The following is a 14,912-nucleotide window of genomic DNA, read 5'->3' as shown; positions in this document are numbered from 1 at the left end:
AAGAACAATCTACTTGGAATTTTGTTTACGTTATCATGCTGAGTATTTCATGGCTTAGCTTTTTGTTACTTCTTTTTATAAAACCTATTAATGAATAAACATAATATATAGGAGGTCCCTTTTTATGGAAAATGAATCATTTCGCGAGTTTCTTAATTCCTATTTAGATGTGTGGAGAAAATCGTCTTTAACAGAATTGAGAGATATGATGTCCATTGATTATAAAGCAAGAGAGATTTCAAATGGCGAAATAGTAGACTTTGGCTATGAAGAGTCGGTAACTGGCTGGGAACAAGGGTTTAAGTTTGCCAAGCAAGAGGGTAACGAATGGGACTTAAATGAAATAGCGATCATCCCTTTACGACAAGATGAAATTATGGCAATTTTATCAGCTACACTAATAGTTGACGGAAAGAAATTAGAGAATATTAGTTTGTTCTTTCAGACATCTAAAAGAAATGAAAACGATGGATGGAAATTGAGAAAAAGTTACATAGAAACCGGAGTTCCAAATGAAAGTTTAAAGAAGGTACAATTTAACCATTAAAAGGGGATTATTATTTGAATAGAGTTGAATATATTCGAAGAGAAGAGAAGAAATATCATGATTTTTGTTATGAAAACTATAAATTATTTGAAGAGGGATCCTGGCTATATAAGCCTGTAAAAACGGTAATGGAACAAGTACCACTACTAAAAGGGAAATGGGGCATTCGTGTTCTTGATTTAGGGGCTGGTGTAGGAAGGAACAGCATTCCAATTGCAAATGAATTAAAGCACAATGCTGGAAAAGTTGTTTGTGTTGATTTATTACTCTCTGCAATAGAGAAATTAAGCCAATACAGTAAAGAGTATGGTGTTGAAGAAGTAATTGAATTAGAGAACTCTGATATAGCAGATTATCAAATTAAGCAAAATGAATATGATTATATTGTAGCCGTCTCAAGCTTAGAACATGTTGCGTCAGAATCTATTTTTGATAGCGTTTTAAAAAAGATGGCAGCTGGTACGAAAAAAGGCGGTTTAAACTGTATAATCGTAAACTCTGAAGTAGAGGAAACAGACATTCAAACAAATGAAAGACTAGATGCTTTAATGGAAGTAAACATAAAGACTGAAGATATGATAGGTAAATTAAGAAGCTTTTATAATGGTTGGGAAGTTGTAAAGCAGAGGGTAAAACCATTGGAATATAAAATAGTGCGTAGTGACAAAGACGTGTTATTAAAAACAAATGCTATTACCTATGTGGTTAGAAATAGGTAAAAGACGAATAAGCGCGTCGTCGATGGCTTTAATAAAAGTAGGACAAATTTTGCTAGATCTACTTGCACAGTATGGCGGTTTAATTAAATGGAGGTTCTCAATTGAATGATACGAAGAATAATGGTTTTAGTTTTCTTGATTTTATTGTTGTGAAAGAAGCAGAAGTATATGGTTATCATCGATTGGCTGGTTCTTATGCAGTAATTAAATGTGATGATAAATATCTTTTATGTTATAACACTTTGAGAAAGCAATGGGAATTACCAGCAGGAAGGAGGGAAGAAGACGAAACACCAAAAGAGTGTGCTATAAGGGAACTTTACGAAGAAACTGGTCAGAGGGTTTCGGGGTTAGAATTTAAGGGATTGTTGAAAGTGAAAAGCTTGATCAGTGACGAGGTAAAGTATAATCCTGTCTATTTTACTACTCTTGTAAAACTCCAACCATTTCTCGAAAATAATGAGACATCTGAAATACTGTTATGGGGACTTAAAACAAGAGATTGGTTACATAGATGAGATAGATATTAAAGTATTCAATTATATATAATGAAAAGTGCATATTTAGTCAGCCTTTTGATGTTAAATTAGCCAATGACTATCTCAATTAGTTTCATTGGAACTATAGGGGGATTATTTTGAGAAAAAAACGATTGTTGCTGATTGTCCTTAGTCTTGTTTTTGTAATCGCAGCTTGTAAAACAGAAGAAACCCTTAAAGAAGAAAAATGGGAAGATGATAGTCCTTTTTTTACAAATGAGTATGGTGAAATGTTTGGAAAAGAAGGTAGCATTGGAATAATAGGACTTAAAACCATCACAGAGAGTGGACAAAAGTGGATGTGGCATTTTTGGGGAACTGAAGAAATTTCCCATAAAGAATGGGAAGTAAAAGCATTTAAACAAGGTGAAGAAGAATCAATAGACCCCATTACATTCAAAGATGAAAAGTTATCTCCTCGTGGTGAATCCATAAACGGGCATGCTCGTTCAACTGTAATGTTTCCATCGTCAGGGACATGGAAATTAGAGGTTTATATTGATGAGAAATATTTTGATGAAATGATCGTAGATGTTATGCAGGAATGATAAGTTCCGAAGTATAACAAACTTGAAACAGTATAGTACAAGTGAAAAATTTAATGGGTTTAATTGAACAGGGACGCTCTATAGGATAACGATTTTTTAAAAAGGATTATTAAGTAATAGAAGGAGGGGAATTTATATGACTCAATATATTTATATCGCTTCACCAATGAGGTTGTCAGAAGGTTCATTTGGAGCAAGCCCCATATCCCCTGAAAGACCGAATATCTTTAAAAATGAATTTGATTTTGTACATTTATATTTCGAAAATAATTATGATGGCGAGAAAAAGCAAAGGTTTACATATAGCCCACATTTTTCATATAAACATCAAGTAGCAGCATATTCTAACCAAATTCCCTTAAAGAATGACTTAAGTGGAAGACCAGAGGAAGAAAAATGTTTATCTATTCTATATAACTATGTGGAAGATGCCATTCAAAATAGTAACATCATAGAGTATTTTACTTCGCTGAACGGCGAGGAAGACGCAAGACTTTCAACGAAAAGAAGCATTAACTGGCTGGATATAAAAAATCCATATGATTTAGTTCTAGAAGACCGTGAGTTTTTGGAGATTACTCTATGGAATTAAGATATATCCTGAACTAAATGTCACATTTGTTAATCAAAGGAAATCGTCAAGGGGGCCATCATGTCACAGATTAAAAAATTCCACCGAGCTTTTGGCGTCTATGGAATTTATATAGAAGACAACAAACTCTTAGTTATAAACAAAAGCAGAGGACCATATAAAAACCGTTATGACCTTCCTGGTGGTAGTCTAGAGGAAGGGGAGGGCTTATCAATTGCGATGCAAAGAGAGTTTAAAGAAGAAACGGGAATTGATATCGAGATCCTCAAAAACCTGGGTGCAATTGATTTCATCGTGCCTTGGGACTGGAAGGGATTTACGCATGTTCAACATATCGCGGTCTACTATGAGGTCAAAAGAATAAGAGGCGAAATAACCGAACCTGCACAGTTTGAGGGACAGGATTCCCTCGGTGCTGTTTGGGTAACAAGGGAAGAAGTATCACTAGATAACGCCTCTCCGTTAGTACTTAAAGCTTTTGAGTGGATGAACGAGAACGAACTTGGAATAGAAACTGTCTGTTACGATAAATGGGAAGTTAAGGAGTAATATAAAAGTAGGTGCAGTAATGAGGCTGATTTTCGGCAGTAAGAATGAACACGTGGATTATAGAGTTAGAAAGGGTGCGTATGCTGTTATTTTCAATGACTATAAAGATAAAGTATTAGCTGTCCAGACCGCCAATGGTAATCACTTTTTACCCGGAGGAGGAATGGAAGATAATGAAAGTGATATAGAATGCTTGAAAAGAGAGGTGATAGAAGAAACAGGGAACAAAATAGAAATAAACTCCTTTATAGGTAATGCCATCTGTTATTTTTACTCTACCAAAAATGAACCTCTATTAAGTGATGGATATTTTTATCGAGCAAAACTATTGGAGAGAGTGCAAGTTCCGGTAGAAGAGGATCATTATGTAAAATGGGTAAAGCTAGAAAAAATGGAGGAGTTTTTTTTCATGATCATCAAATTTGGGCAATCAAGAAAGGGTTAAAATAATAGGTTTACATAAATTCTTGTTGATTAGAAGTGGAGTTAAGAAACTACCAATCTTTAAGCATGGCTCCAATTGTGGATCGTATAAAAAGGAGATAGTTACCCTATGAAGAGTGAGATTAACTACAGTGCAATTTGCAGTAAAGAAAGAGTATGGTCTTGGCAAGAGCAGCTTAATAATTTTGGTCCAAGATATACCGGAAACGAGGCACATAAGCGCTCCATTGATTTTTATGAAAAAGAGTTAACGCAAATGGGATTAAGTGTATACAGGGACAAGCATCTATTTACTAAATGGGAAGCAAAGAACTGGAGCCTGACAATTCATAAGGGACAGGGCGAAATAGAGGAACTGCCGGTTAGTTTTTACTACTCTTATTCTGGTGCTACGCCAGATGATGGCGTAACGGGAGAATTGATATACTGTGGCACAGGGCCTGGAAATTATAAAAAGGCAGCTGGGAAAATTGCTATTGTCGAAGTGAAAAGCATCAGTCTTCCTTCACCCCTATTTTTTAAAAAGCGATCCTCTTTTCCAAAGAACGAGAAAATCCCTTTTTGGATTAACAATCCAGTAGTTAGTTCTGTGTTGAAAGGGCCAGATCTTGAGAAGGCAAAACAAGCCGGAGTGCTAGGGGTAATTTGTGTGTGGAAGAACATATCAGCGGAAAATGCGAAGGGGCAATACTTACCCTTCACAACTACTCTTAAGGGTTGCCCCGCTCTATGGGTGGATGGAAATATAGGAGATAAACTAAAGAAATTTGCAATGCAAAAAGTAAAAGCCCGTCTGGTATTGCAGGCAGAGGTGAAGGAAAACGCAGACAGTGATACGCTTTATGCCATTCTTCCTGCGCATAACAGCAAAGAGAATATCTTACTAAACACCCACACAGATGGACCCAATGCCAGTGAAGAAAACGGAGGAATTGGATTGTTAGCAATGGCAGAATACTTCTCTAAAATGCCAAGAGAACAAAGAAAGAGAAACCTTCTGTTTGTGTTCGTTACAGGTCATTTCCAAATTCCTCAATTCGGGATACACGGACAAGCAACCACCCGATGGCTTCATGAACATCCTGAACTTTGGAACGGCGAAGGAGATAATCAAAAGGCAGTAGCGGGTCTCACATTGGAACATTTAGGCTGCCTAGAGTGGAAAGATACTCAGAATAAAACGGAGTATCACTATACAGGTAACTTGGAAACAGAATTGGTCTACACAGGCAATGATATAATGAATAACATTTATTTAGACTCACTTGAAGGGAGAACTAAGGTAAGAAGCATCACATTAAAGCCCAAAAACAAGCTGCATTTTGGGGAAGGTCAGCCACTATTCAATGCAGGTATTCCAAATATATCCCTTGTACCAGCACCTGACTATCTGGTTGCGGAAGGAAAAGACGGATATCTGGAAAAAGTAGACCCTGATTTTATGTGTGAGCAGATTAAGTCTTTTATTAAAATGGTATCGACTATTGACCAGACCTCAAAATTGGGAAAAGCAGATGCTTATACAGGAATGCTCGGTTTCTTAGGAAAGGCGCATGATAAACATTAACCTCCCAAGAGATACTGGAAAAGTTAACTTGTAAGTTCGTAAATGAAATCATTTTAATTGTAATGAGTGATTACTCACTTTACAAACGGCTCCAAACAAACTAAAATAAAAGTGAGTAATCACTCACTTAACTGTAAGGAGGAATTACAATGACTAAAGACATTCTTTCAATAAGTAAAGTCGAGAAATCTTATGCAGGGAAAGAGGTACTGGGCTCCATTTCCTTTGCTTTAGAAAAGCCAGAAATCTTTGGTCTGCTCGGTCCTTCAGGGGCAGGAAAGACGACGCTCGTGAAGATTATTGCTGGTATTGAAGAAGCTACAAGTGGCGAGACAAGAGTTCTTGGAACAAATATGCCTAACCTCCAACAAATGAAGAAAATTGGTTATATGGCTCAGTCGGATGCTTTATACAGTGAGTTAACTGCAAAAGAAAACATCATGTTCTTTTCCGCGTTATATGGACTAAAGAGAAGCGAGATAAAGCGACGTATTCAGGAAATCATAGCAATGGTCGATCTCGAGCAAGACATGAATAAAAAGGTAGCGGATTTCTCTGGTGGCATGAAACGAAGGTTATCACTAGTCATTGCATTAATGCACGAGCCAAAGATACTTATATTGGATGAACCAACTGTAGGAATTGATCCGGTTCTGCGGAGAAAGATTTGGGATAACTTTCAAGAGCTGAAAGCTTCTGGTACGACAATTATCGTCACAACGCATGTCATGGATGAAGCGGAAAAGTGTGATTGCCTGGGAATGATTAGAGATGGAGAGATGATTGCGATCGGGAGCCCTGATCATTTAAAGTCAGAAACTCAAACAGAGAGTATTGAAGATGCCTTTTTATATTATGGAGGTGTGCTCCATGCGAATTAAAGCAATGGTTACACGAATTATAAAGCAATTTTTCCACGACAAACGGACAATCGCGTTATTGATTGTAGCACCAATCCTTGTTCTTACTCTGTTGTCATTAGTTTTTAATGGTAAAGAATATACTCCCAAACTGGCGCTTGTTGATGTTCCAACGCCAATCTTAACGGCACTTGAAGAAAGCGAGGCTGAGGTTTCAAATCAATCATTATCTGAAGCAGAGGAAATGCTCGAAGAAAAGCAGTTGGATGCCTATATTACGTTCGAAAATAATACTCCTACCATTACATTGGAAGGGAGTGATCCTACAGCAAACCGTGCCACACTGCAGGTGATTCAAAATGTAATAAGCAAGCAACAACAAAGTGAAAATATAACAACGAAAATTGATTATTTACACGGTAGTGAGGATATGACTTCCTTCGATAATTTTGGACCAGTATTTATCGGTTTCTTTGCTTTCTTCTTTGTCTTTCTAATTGCCGGTGTATCATTTCTGAGAGAGCGAACCACAGGCACACTCGAAAGATTGCTGGCTAGTCCAATCAGACGGTGGGAAATAGTTGTCGGTTATGTGGTGGGATTTGGCTTCTTTACTGCGCTACAAACGATTATTCTGGCATGGTATGCAATATATATTTTAGATATGATGATGGTTGGTAACTTTCTATACGTCCTCTTAATTTCATTAATGACAGCCTTTGTGGCTCTTACCCTAGGTACATTACTGTCCACATTTGCTAATAATGAGCTGCAGATGATTCAATTTATTCCCATCGTTATTGTGCCGCAGTTTTTCTTTTCTGGTGTGTTTAACCTAGAAACAATATCGGATTGGGTGAGCTGGATCGGGCCATACACACCGTTGTACTACGCTGCAGATGCATTACAAGATATTATGGTTCGTGGGTATGGGTGGCAGGAGATTGCCATCGACTTTTATGTCCTCTTAGGTTTTTCTTTAGTATTCATGCTATTAAATACATTGGCATTGAAGAAACACCGTCGTTTATAATAGAGGGAGAATAAAAGGCTGAAGGAGTTTGATGATGACAAGAGATGATACAAATGAAGAATCTATCTTTGAATTGAGTGTAGAAGAAAATAAAGAATTAACCCAAAAACAAAAACAAATTCTCGAAGCAGCCATTAATATATTTGCTGAAAAAGGTTACGCAGCTTCCTCAACAAGTGAAATTGCCAAACAAGCGGGTGTTGCTGAAGGGACAATTTTTAGACATTACAAAACCAAAAAAGATTTACTGATTTCGATTGTTTCTCCTATAATGAGCCGGTTAGTGGCACCTTTTGTAATCAATGATTTTAAAAAAGTTCTTCACACAGACTATGAGACAGTTGAAGAACTACTAAGAGCTATATTATTTAACCGAAAAGCTTTTGCAGAGAAAAATCTTCCAATCATTAAAATCATGCTTCAAGAAATCCCTTTTCACCCGGAATTGAAAGAACAATTTATGAAGCATGTTGCAAGTAAGGTCTACACAAGGCTGGAGGGTATTGTGTCGCATTTTCAGTCTCAAGGACAAATTATTGAAATGCCAGCATCCTCCATTATAAGGCTAATAGCTTCTTCGATGATTAGTTATTTAGTAACACGCTTTATCATAATGCCGGAGGCTGATTGGGATGATGAAGCAGAAATTGAGCGGACCATTCAGTATGTTATGGGTGGGATAGGGAAATAGCAGAGGTTGCTCAGGATGCACATCTAAACAAGAATTGTAATAAGAATAAGTCAGAGTTTTCTTTTTATCCATAATCGGGTATACTAAACGTAGATAATCATAAAATAAAATACCGCTAGTGCTGTCACACTAACGGTATCAGTGCAGTAGCCCTTCAAGGGGGCGAATCGCCAATTGGTAGAATAAATAACCACCTATTTAGCTGTCAGGCGTAGGGTGGTTATTTTTTATTGTTAAATGACAGGATAGCAACGATTAACGTTCCAAAAGAAATCATCAGAACCATTGTCTCAAATACTGCCATTGACATCACCCCCTTTCTATAAGGGAGCGAGCCACCACCATGACAACCTTATGCACTTATATGAATTATAGCATTTTATTTGTATAGAACTATAGCCAGCGAAGGGAAAAAGCTAAAAATTTTACTGCTGTATTTTAATAGCTTTTCTCATATAAAAAACTACAAGGACAAGGAATGAGATGGAAATGATTAAAGCTGTTATTTTCGACTTAGATGGTACATTGTTAAATAGGGATGCTTCTGTACTAAAATTTGTAGGAAATCAGTATGATAGGTTAAATAAAGGGCTTAGTCATATCTCGAAAGAAATTTATATTTCCAGGTTCATAGAATTGGATCGGCGAGGTTACGTATGGAAGGATAAAGTCTATCAGCAGTTGGTGGAGGAATTGAATATTACCACCATCTCATGGGAAATGCTGCTTGAAGATTACATAACCGAATTTCACCATAGTTGTGTCCCCTTTTCCAATTTAATAAATACATTAAAAGATTTAAAAAAGGAATCAATACGATTAGGGTTGATTACAAATGGAAATGGACAATTCCAGATGGATAATATAGGAGCATTAGGACTTGAAAGCTTCTTTGATATAATCCTTATTTCGGAATATGAAGGGGTGAAAAAGCCCAATCCACAAATCTTTTTAAAAGCCATGAATAAATTGAATGTACCTGCTAATGAGAGCGTTTACGTTGGGGATCACCCTGAAAATGATGTAACAGGCGCAGAAAATGTAGGAATGGTTGGCGTATGGAAGAGGGACTTATCCTGGGGTGATGTAAAGGCACAGTATGTAATTGATGATTTAAAAGAGCTTCCTTTAATTATTCAAGAATTAAAGGAAGCATAAAAGGAAAGGTGCCTTTTATAGAAAAATTTGTATTCTTAAACAATATTTATTTTCTTTGTTGTAAGATATAGAAAAGGGTTAAATCTTTAGGGGGATTTGAATGATAAAAAGTAAAAAGTTGTTTTATATTTCTCTCATCTTCTTCTTCATATCTATGGTATTAAATTTTCCTTTTCCACACAAAAGTCCTTATGGAGAGACAATTTTATCTATACTCAACATACCTATTGAAACGGTTAATGGTTTTCAGGTAGTGGGCATTACCGCGCTCGTTTTATTAATTGTAAGTTTATTTCTTCTTACCAAATCATTAAAAAAATACAACGCCCGTGCTGTCCTTATTGCTATTCTTATTTCAATATTTTTACCCATGATGCTTGCTAATCTTTATCAAAAAACTTTTGCTACGGGTATCTATGCTATTTCTTATGAAAGAGAATGGAGCAGTTGTGAATTTGAAATGATTGGTGATGCAACGTTGCACGGAGAATGTGAACTACCTTTTGAAAATTACATAGGTAATGTAAACCAATTCACTGTTGAATTCCAGGAAAGGTACTATGCAGATGATGAGGTGTCCATGCTATCACTTATGAACCAAACTGCCCCTTATGAAGTACGGTTAGAAGGCAATGAGAAAAAAGTAGTAAAAATAAACGTGGATATAGATGTATCAAATATGGAAAACCATGTAGAGAAAGGATCAGCGAAAGGTATAAATATTATTATTAAATCAGGAGATAAAATGCGGAAGCTATAAAAAATATAAGGAAGTCTAATCCATCAATTATTTCGAGGTGATATAAATGTCACAAGTTTCACTTCTTACAGTTACCCACGACCCTAAAGGGAATAACATAGAGCTTTTTAAACAACTCCAACAAGAAATAGAGCAAATCTATGAAGAATTGTACATCGCTATCAGCGAGGAGTCTTCGATTGAACTAATAAAAGTAATGGAGGAAAGCCCATTTAAGGTGAAAGTGATACCTAAAAAAGGAGCGGCTCAGGCAAGGAGAGAGGTTTTAAAGTACGGACTCACCTCACGAAGTCCGTACTTTCATTACTGTGATTTTGATCGGCTATTAACGTGGAGTGAAAATCATTTAGATGAGATTAGAGAGATTGTAACTACTATGTCGGAATATGATTATCTTATTCTAGGCCGTACTGAACGTGCGATGAATACGCACCCTTCTGAATGGTTTTTGACAGAAAGGGTAACAAACGCAATTTGTTCATTGCAGTTGGGTAAAGAAGTTGATATTACAGCAGGTTCTTGCTCTTTTTCAAGAAGAAGTGCGGATTATATTAACAAACATTCAAAAGAAAAGATGACAGATGCTGAATGGGCAATGATCATCCATAGAATCGCTAAATTAAATGTCCATTACCAACCTGTAGAGGGATTAGAATACAACGAAGAAACAAATGGTATTCAAACTACAATGAGTGATACAGAAAAATGGCTAACAAGACTTCGGTTAAGCTCAACAATTATTGAGACAGCAATTAAAACGGGGAAATAACAACATTGATTATCATCTAAAGGGGGAATTATTCATGTCAAAAATAATAATAGAGAAAAGTGCAGTGAATGACATCCCGATTATAAGTATCTATCAAGAAAATACCATCAAGGCTCCATTAGTCTTTTTTATTCATGGCTATGGAGGTGACCGCGAGCAAGCCTTGGATTACGGTTATATGCTTGCACAAAAAGGGTTTTATTACGTAGCATGGATTGTAAAGGACATGGCGAGAGAAAAGTGATTAATGAGGCTAACAAATTTTCCAATGTCTTCCCATCAGACTCGGGGTTGGATACGTATGTCCACATGCATGAGGTGATTGAACAGTCAGCCATTGATATACAAAGATTGATTAATTACTTTAATAGCAAGGAGGAGATTAATCCTCATAGAATTGGCATTTCAGGTTATTCCATGGGGGGCTATGCATCATTTTATATAGCGGCAAATAACCCTAACATTAAGACTGCGGCCTCCATAGCTGGAAAACCCGCTTTTACTAAAGTATGGCAAGATTCTATAACATCTACAGCTACTTATGAACAATGGTCTAAACCACTAAGGGACGCCACGAAAGAAATAGAAAAACGTACGGAGTATTTCCGAATAATAGATCCTTTTGACAAATTGAGTAGTTTTTCCCCACGTCCGTTATTAATTATCAATGGAGACCAAGATACTGACTCTAATTATATCTATTCATTAGAGCTATATAAAAAACTTTTACCATTGTATGAAGACCATCCAGCTAAACTGCAACTCAGAATGCCTTTTGCTGGTCACCAATTTACTTATGATATGAAAAAGGAAGCGTGTAATTGGTTTGAGAAGCATCTTGTTTAACCTATGTTTCAGTTAGAATGCCAAAGAAAAAGAGGAGAGGTAGTTTGAACAATTTTTTTATGAAATCATCCCATCCACATTGCCCAAACAAAAAATGACCATCCAGAAGTCGGAAGTCCTATTAAAATACTTAAAGTGAGATATATCCAGAAAAAAACTTTTTTTACTTTATTAGAAATAAATAATAAAATAGGGATAAAAATATACAAGCCAATACTAAGGAAAGTTACAATAGTTATAGAAATTGTTAACTCGATTGTTGGTATTTGATCGATTATATAATAGGATATATCTTGACCATAGATGCCTAGAATAGTTGCAACTATAAGACCAATGATCACAAAAGTACTTTGAATTGTTTCTTTCATATCTTTGAATCCCCTTTTATTTAACTAACCTGTCCCATTAATTCGGTAATTGAGCACTTACGCAATGAATTGAGTAAACCAAGCAATATATCTTGCTCCCCAAATGAACAAGAATTGGGCAAGGATTGTACCTAATAAACGTGAGGTTACCATCATTAACGATATACTTTTTAGCTTATTATAACTTCCTCTTTTATTTACTACATCGTCAGCTATTACAGATATTTTCGGATCTATAAAAATAACTAAAAGGATTGTTGCTATTCCATTTATTAAGCCAGATGCCATGATAGCTGTAGAAGCTCTCTCAGGAGCTAATAAAGCTGCATATAAAGCCGATAATACACCGATGGTATATATCGCTGTTATTAACATATTTACACAAAACAGTCTTATTGGAATATCCTTAATCCTTGTATCTTGCAAGTATGAAAACTTCGGCAGGCTAAAATGTGTTATACCACGCTTTATATACTCTAAAGAAAACATCCTTCTTACTAAGGAAGGAACAGAACCTTTTTCCTCTGACAAGTGAATGATTGCTCTTGAAAATAAAGCGATAAAAGTAGGAAGTAGTATAATTCCAACAACTGTGCCAACCGTTGACGCTCCTATAAGAATTCGAAATTGGTTCTCTACAAATTCCAAAGCGTTTTCTTTTGGGGCGGTATCTATAATACTCCCAGTGAATGGTTGTTGCATCATATTTGCTAGTCTTGAAACAATAACCATGATGTTAAAGAGAGATAATGCTGACGCTATCATTTTAACTCTTGCGCCTGATAACCTTACTGCATACGCAAGTGTTTCTATTGAATGAATGATAAAAATAAACAAAGCTATAAATAGTAATTTTTCTGTTATGAAATCCATTAAGTTACCTTCTTTTTCATGTTTAGTTTCCTAATTTTAACATACTGTTCATATTTCTAATCATACTTCTATAACCTAATTTGTAAAGTGAGTTTCAGAAAAAGATTAGTTGACTTTACACCCAAGTAGTGGAAAAGTTAAAGGTAGAGGTAAGTTTATTGCTGGAAAAAATAAGGGAGAGTTTTCATATGATAAAAGGAAAGAATGTATATTTAAGACCAATTGAAGACAAGGACATAGAAGGCATCTTTAATAGTCTTCATGACGAGGAAGGCCTTTACATGACTGGTACGCGCAGGGTGTTTACGATGGAAGAGGTTCGAAAAGCTTATGAGCGGTTTAGCAAAGATTCCACTCGTCACGACTTCGCTATTTGTTTAGGAGAGAACGACCAAATTATAGGTGATCTAGCAATCAATGACATTGATCGAGATAACAGTAAAGCGATGTTCCGAATTGCGATACATAATAAGGATAACTACGGGAAAGGTTATGGTACGGAAGCGGTTAGGCTTGCTCAGAAATTTACTTTTGAAGAGCTACTCCTAAATCGATTAGAGTTACAGGTCTATTCTCATAACCCAAGAGGAATACGCTCCTACGAAAAAGCTGGCTTTAAGAGAGAAGGAGTATTAAGACAGTCCCTCTTTATGAAAAACCAATACTCCGATGAAATCATAATGAGCATCCTATACGATGATTATGTTGGCAGAAATTAATAAACGCACCTAAAGATCCCAATACAATATATTGCATAGAACAACTATAGCAATATAGAAGAAATATATGGTAGATTTATATAATAGAATTGCCAGAAGGAGGGATTGAAATGAGTAAAGTTGTTCTAAATATCTCCATGTCTCTTGATGGTTTTGTAGCTGGAAGTAATGATAGTCAAGAAAAGCCTTTAGGGGATCAAGGCGAAATTCTGCAAGCCTGGATGTTCTCTGGAGAGGAAACTAGCCAGACGAATTCTTTTTTCAATCTTTCAAGCATTGATAAGGCCATTTTCGATTTAGCCGCTGAAAAAACTGGCGCCATGATTGTTGGGCGAAGGACTTACGACATGGTGAATGGATGGGGAGGGAGTCATCCATTGGCAAATGTCCCGGTTTTTGTACTTACACACAGTGTTCCAGATTCTACACCATCAGGCAATACGCCGTTTACTTTTATCACTAACGGGATAGAGAATGCTGTAAAACAGGCCAAGAAAGTAGCTGGGTCAAAGGATGTAAGTATTGGAACTGCAAGTGTTGTTCAACAATGTATTAAAACGGGTCTCTTAGATGGTCTGGATTTACACATTGCTCCAGTATTGCTAGGAAAAGGTACCCGATTGTTTGATCATATTGGGGAAGAGAGCGTAAAGTTAGACTCCACAGAGGTAATAGAAGGAACCGGTGTTATACATGTTAAATACAATATTTTGAGATAATTAGTTCCAAAACAAAAACCAAGGCAACTTTTCGTATCAATTATTAGAAAAGTTTGCCTTTTTTGTTTCTTTTTATTGTAAGATAGAGAAAGAGAAATTTGTAAGATTTTGGAGGGGCGAAAATGGGGATTAGAAACTCAGCAAAGGCGATTATTATTCAGGACGATCACTTGTTAGCAATTAAAAAACAGGACCAAGATGGCTACTACTATATTTTACCTGGTGGCGGACAGGAATTTGGTGAAACACTCCACCAAACACTAAAAAGAGAGTGCATCGAAGAGGTTAACGCTGCTGTAGAAATTGGTGACCTAATCTTTATACGAGAATATATTGGGAAAAACCATGAACACTATGAGTTTGATTCCGAATCTCACCGGATGGAATATATGTTTTTATGTGAGATTGCAGAAGGAAGTACTGAAATAGGAAACGGTACAGTCCCAGATGATGGACAAATTGGTGTCGAATGGCTGCCATTATCCGAGTTATTGAATTATAGACTTTACCCTCAAACTCTTCGTAAGTATATCATTGACTATAATGCAGGGAAGGAAGCGTCTGTTTACTTAGGTGATATCAATTAATTGGGGATGGGTTATAGAATTTTA

At 36.3% G+C, this 14,912-nt stretch carries 22 protein-coding genes; 19 read left to right on the top strand and 3 right to left on the bottom strand.

Features of this window, described 5'->3' with window-relative positions; genetic code table 11:
- The first annotated feature begins 124 nt into the window (after window positions 1–124).
- The 11 genes from AC6CHS_RS18545 to AC6CHS_RS18495 all read left to right on the top strand — a co-directional run bounded on the left by AC6CHS_RS18545 (window position 125) and on the right by AC6CHS_RS18495 (window position 8,089).
- Window positions 125–547, top strand: coding sequence for a flavoprotein (locus AC6CHS_RS18545; RefSeq protein WP_498238199.1), 423 nt, complete (start codon window positions 125–127; stop codon window positions 545–547).
- A gap of 14 nt (window positions 548–561) precedes the next feature.
- Entirely contained in the window at window positions 562–1,266 is a 705-nt protein-coding gene (locus tag AC6CHS_RS18540) for a class I SAM-dependent methyltransferase (RefSeq protein WP_498238198.1), read from the top strand.
- A 101-nt stretch (window positions 1,267–1,367) separates the two neighbouring features.
- Window positions 1,368–1,784 (top strand): NUDIX domain-containing protein, encoded by a 417-nt coding sequence (locus tag AC6CHS_RS18535; RefSeq protein ID WP_498238197.1) that lies wholly within the window; start codon window positions 1,368–1,370, stop codon window positions 1,782–1,784.
- Window positions 1,785–1,903: 119 nt separating this feature from the next.
- A complete protein-coding gene (locus AC6CHS_RS18530) occupies window positions 1,904–2,353 on the top strand; it encodes a DUF4871 domain-containing protein (protein ID WP_498238196.1) in 450 nt (149 codons plus the stop codon).
- A gap of 136 nt (window positions 2,354–2,489) precedes the next feature.
- Complete coding sequence (locus AC6CHS_RS18525) at window positions 2,490–2,945, top strand: hypothetical protein (RefSeq protein WP_498238195.1); 456 nt, start codon at window positions 2,490–2,492, stop codon at window positions 2,943–2,945.
- 60 nt (window positions 2,946–3,005) lie between these two features.
- Window positions 3,006–3,494 carry an NUDIX hydrolase gene (locus AC6CHS_RS18520; RefSeq protein WP_498238194.1) on the top strand — a complete coding sequence of 163 codons (489 nt, stop codon included), beginning with the start codon at window positions 3,006–3,008 and terminating at the stop codon, window positions 3,492–3,494.
- A 19-nt stretch (window positions 3,495–3,513) separates the two neighbouring features.
- Window positions 3,514–3,939 (top strand): NUDIX domain-containing protein, encoded by a 426-nt coding sequence (locus AC6CHS_RS18515; RefSeq protein ID WP_498238193.1) that lies wholly within the window; start codon window positions 3,514–3,516, stop codon window positions 3,937–3,939.
- Between the two features lie 108 nt (window positions 3,940–4,047).
- Window positions 4,048–5,505 carry a zinc-binding metallopeptidase family protein gene (locus AC6CHS_RS18510; RefSeq protein WP_498238192.1) on the top strand — a complete coding sequence of 486 codons (1,458 nt, stop codon included), beginning with the start codon at window positions 4,048–4,050 and terminating at the stop codon, window positions 5,503–5,505.
- 149 nt (window positions 5,506–5,654) lie between these two features.
- Window positions 5,655–6,386: an ABC transporter ATP-binding protein gene (locus AC6CHS_RS18505; protein WP_498238191.1), complete on the top strand. Its 732-nt coding sequence runs from the start codon at window positions 5,655–5,657 to the stop codon at window positions 6,384–6,386.
- Window positions 6,376–7,398 (top strand): ABC transporter permease, encoded by a 1,023-nt coding sequence (locus AC6CHS_RS18500; protein WP_498238190.1) that lies wholly within the window; start codon window positions 6,376–6,378, stop codon window positions 7,396–7,398. Before AC6CHS_RS18505 ends, AC6CHS_RS18500 begins: the two co-directional genes overlap by 11 nt.
- Window positions 7,399–7,432: 34 nt before the next feature.
- Window positions 7,433–8,089 (top strand): TetR/AcrR family transcriptional regulator, encoded by a 657-nt coding sequence (locus tag AC6CHS_RS18495; RefSeq protein ID WP_498238189.1) that lies wholly within the window; start codon window positions 7,433–7,435, stop codon window positions 8,087–8,089.
- Window positions 8,090–8,309: 220 nt separating this feature from the next.
- Here AC6CHS_RS18495 and AC6CHS_RS18490 read toward each other — a convergent pair whose 3' ends face one another.
- Complete coding sequence (locus AC6CHS_RS18490) at window positions 8,310–8,399, bottom strand: putative holin-like toxin (protein WP_498238188.1); 90 nt, start codon at window positions 8,397–8,399, stop codon at window positions 8,310–8,312.
- 179 nt (window positions 8,400–8,578) lie between these two features.
- Between AC6CHS_RS18490 and AC6CHS_RS18485 the strand changes: the two genes are divergently transcribed.
- From AC6CHS_RS18485 to AC6CHS_RS18465, 5 genes are all read left to right on the top strand, one after another.
- Window positions 8,579–9,247: an HAD family hydrolase gene (locus AC6CHS_RS18485; protein WP_498238247.1), complete on the top strand. Its 669-nt coding sequence runs from the start codon at window positions 8,579–8,581 to the stop codon at window positions 9,245–9,247.
- 100 nt (window positions 9,248–9,347) lie between these two features.
- Complete coding sequence (locus AC6CHS_RS18480; protein WP_498238187.1) at window positions 9,348–10,007, top strand: hypothetical protein; 660 nt, start codon at window positions 9,348–9,350, stop codon at window positions 10,005–10,007.
- Window positions 10,008–10,053: 46 nt separating this feature from the next.
- Window positions 10,054–10,776: a hypothetical protein gene (locus AC6CHS_RS18475; RefSeq protein WP_498238186.1), complete on the top strand. Its 723-nt coding sequence runs from the start codon at window positions 10,054–10,056 to the stop codon at window positions 10,774–10,776.
- Between the two features lie 34 nt (window positions 10,777–10,810).
- Complete coding sequence (locus AC6CHS_RS18470) at window positions 10,811–11,020, top strand: hypothetical protein (protein WP_498238185.1); 210 nt, start codon at window positions 10,811–10,813, stop codon at window positions 11,018–11,020.
- Window positions 10,987–11,622 (top strand): alpha/beta hydrolase family protein, encoded by a 636-nt coding sequence (locus AC6CHS_RS18465; protein WP_498238184.1) that lies wholly within the window; start codon window positions 10,987–10,989, stop codon window positions 11,620–11,622. Before AC6CHS_RS18470 ends, AC6CHS_RS18465 begins: the two co-directional genes overlap by 34 nt.
- A gap of 65 nt (window positions 11,623–11,687) precedes the next feature.
- Here the strand turns inward: AC6CHS_RS18465 and AC6CHS_RS18460 are convergent, their stop codons facing one another.
- Window positions 11,688–11,990: a hypothetical protein gene (locus tag AC6CHS_RS18460; protein ID WP_498238183.1), complete on the bottom strand. Its 303-nt coding sequence runs from the start codon at window positions 11,988–11,990 to the stop codon at window positions 11,688–11,690.
- Between the two features lie 57 nt (window positions 11,991–12,047).
- Entirely contained in the window at window positions 12,048–12,863 is an 816-nt protein-coding gene (locus tag AC6CHS_RS18455; protein ID WP_498238182.1) for a lipid II flippase Amj family protein, read from the bottom strand.
- A gap of 188 nt (window positions 12,864–13,051) precedes the next feature.
- Between AC6CHS_RS18455 and AC6CHS_RS18450 the strand changes: the two genes are divergently transcribed.
- From AC6CHS_RS18450 to AC6CHS_RS18440, 3 genes are all read left to right on the top strand, one after another.
- Window positions 13,052–13,582, top strand: coding sequence for a GNAT family N-acetyltransferase (locus AC6CHS_RS18450; RefSeq protein ID WP_498238181.1), 531 nt, complete (start codon window positions 13,052–13,054; stop codon window positions 13,580–13,582).
- Window positions 13,583–13,692: 110 nt separating this feature from the next.
- Window positions 13,693–14,301 (top strand): dihydrofolate reductase family protein, encoded by a 609-nt coding sequence (locus AC6CHS_RS18445; protein ID WP_498238180.1) that lies wholly within the window; start codon window positions 13,693–13,695, stop codon window positions 14,299–14,301.
- A 122-nt stretch (window positions 14,302–14,423) separates the two neighbouring features.
- Window positions 14,424–14,888 (top strand): NUDIX domain-containing protein, encoded by a 465-nt coding sequence (locus AC6CHS_RS18440; RefSeq protein ID WP_498238179.1) that lies wholly within the window; start codon window positions 14,424–14,426, stop codon window positions 14,886–14,888.
- Window positions 14,889–14,912 lie beyond the last annotated feature (24 nt).

It is taken from the genome of Oceanobacillus sp. GQ8, from assembly GCF_059758495.1.
Note: the sequence above shows the minus strand (reverse complement) of the source record. Positions and strands in the feature narration are given on the sequence as shown.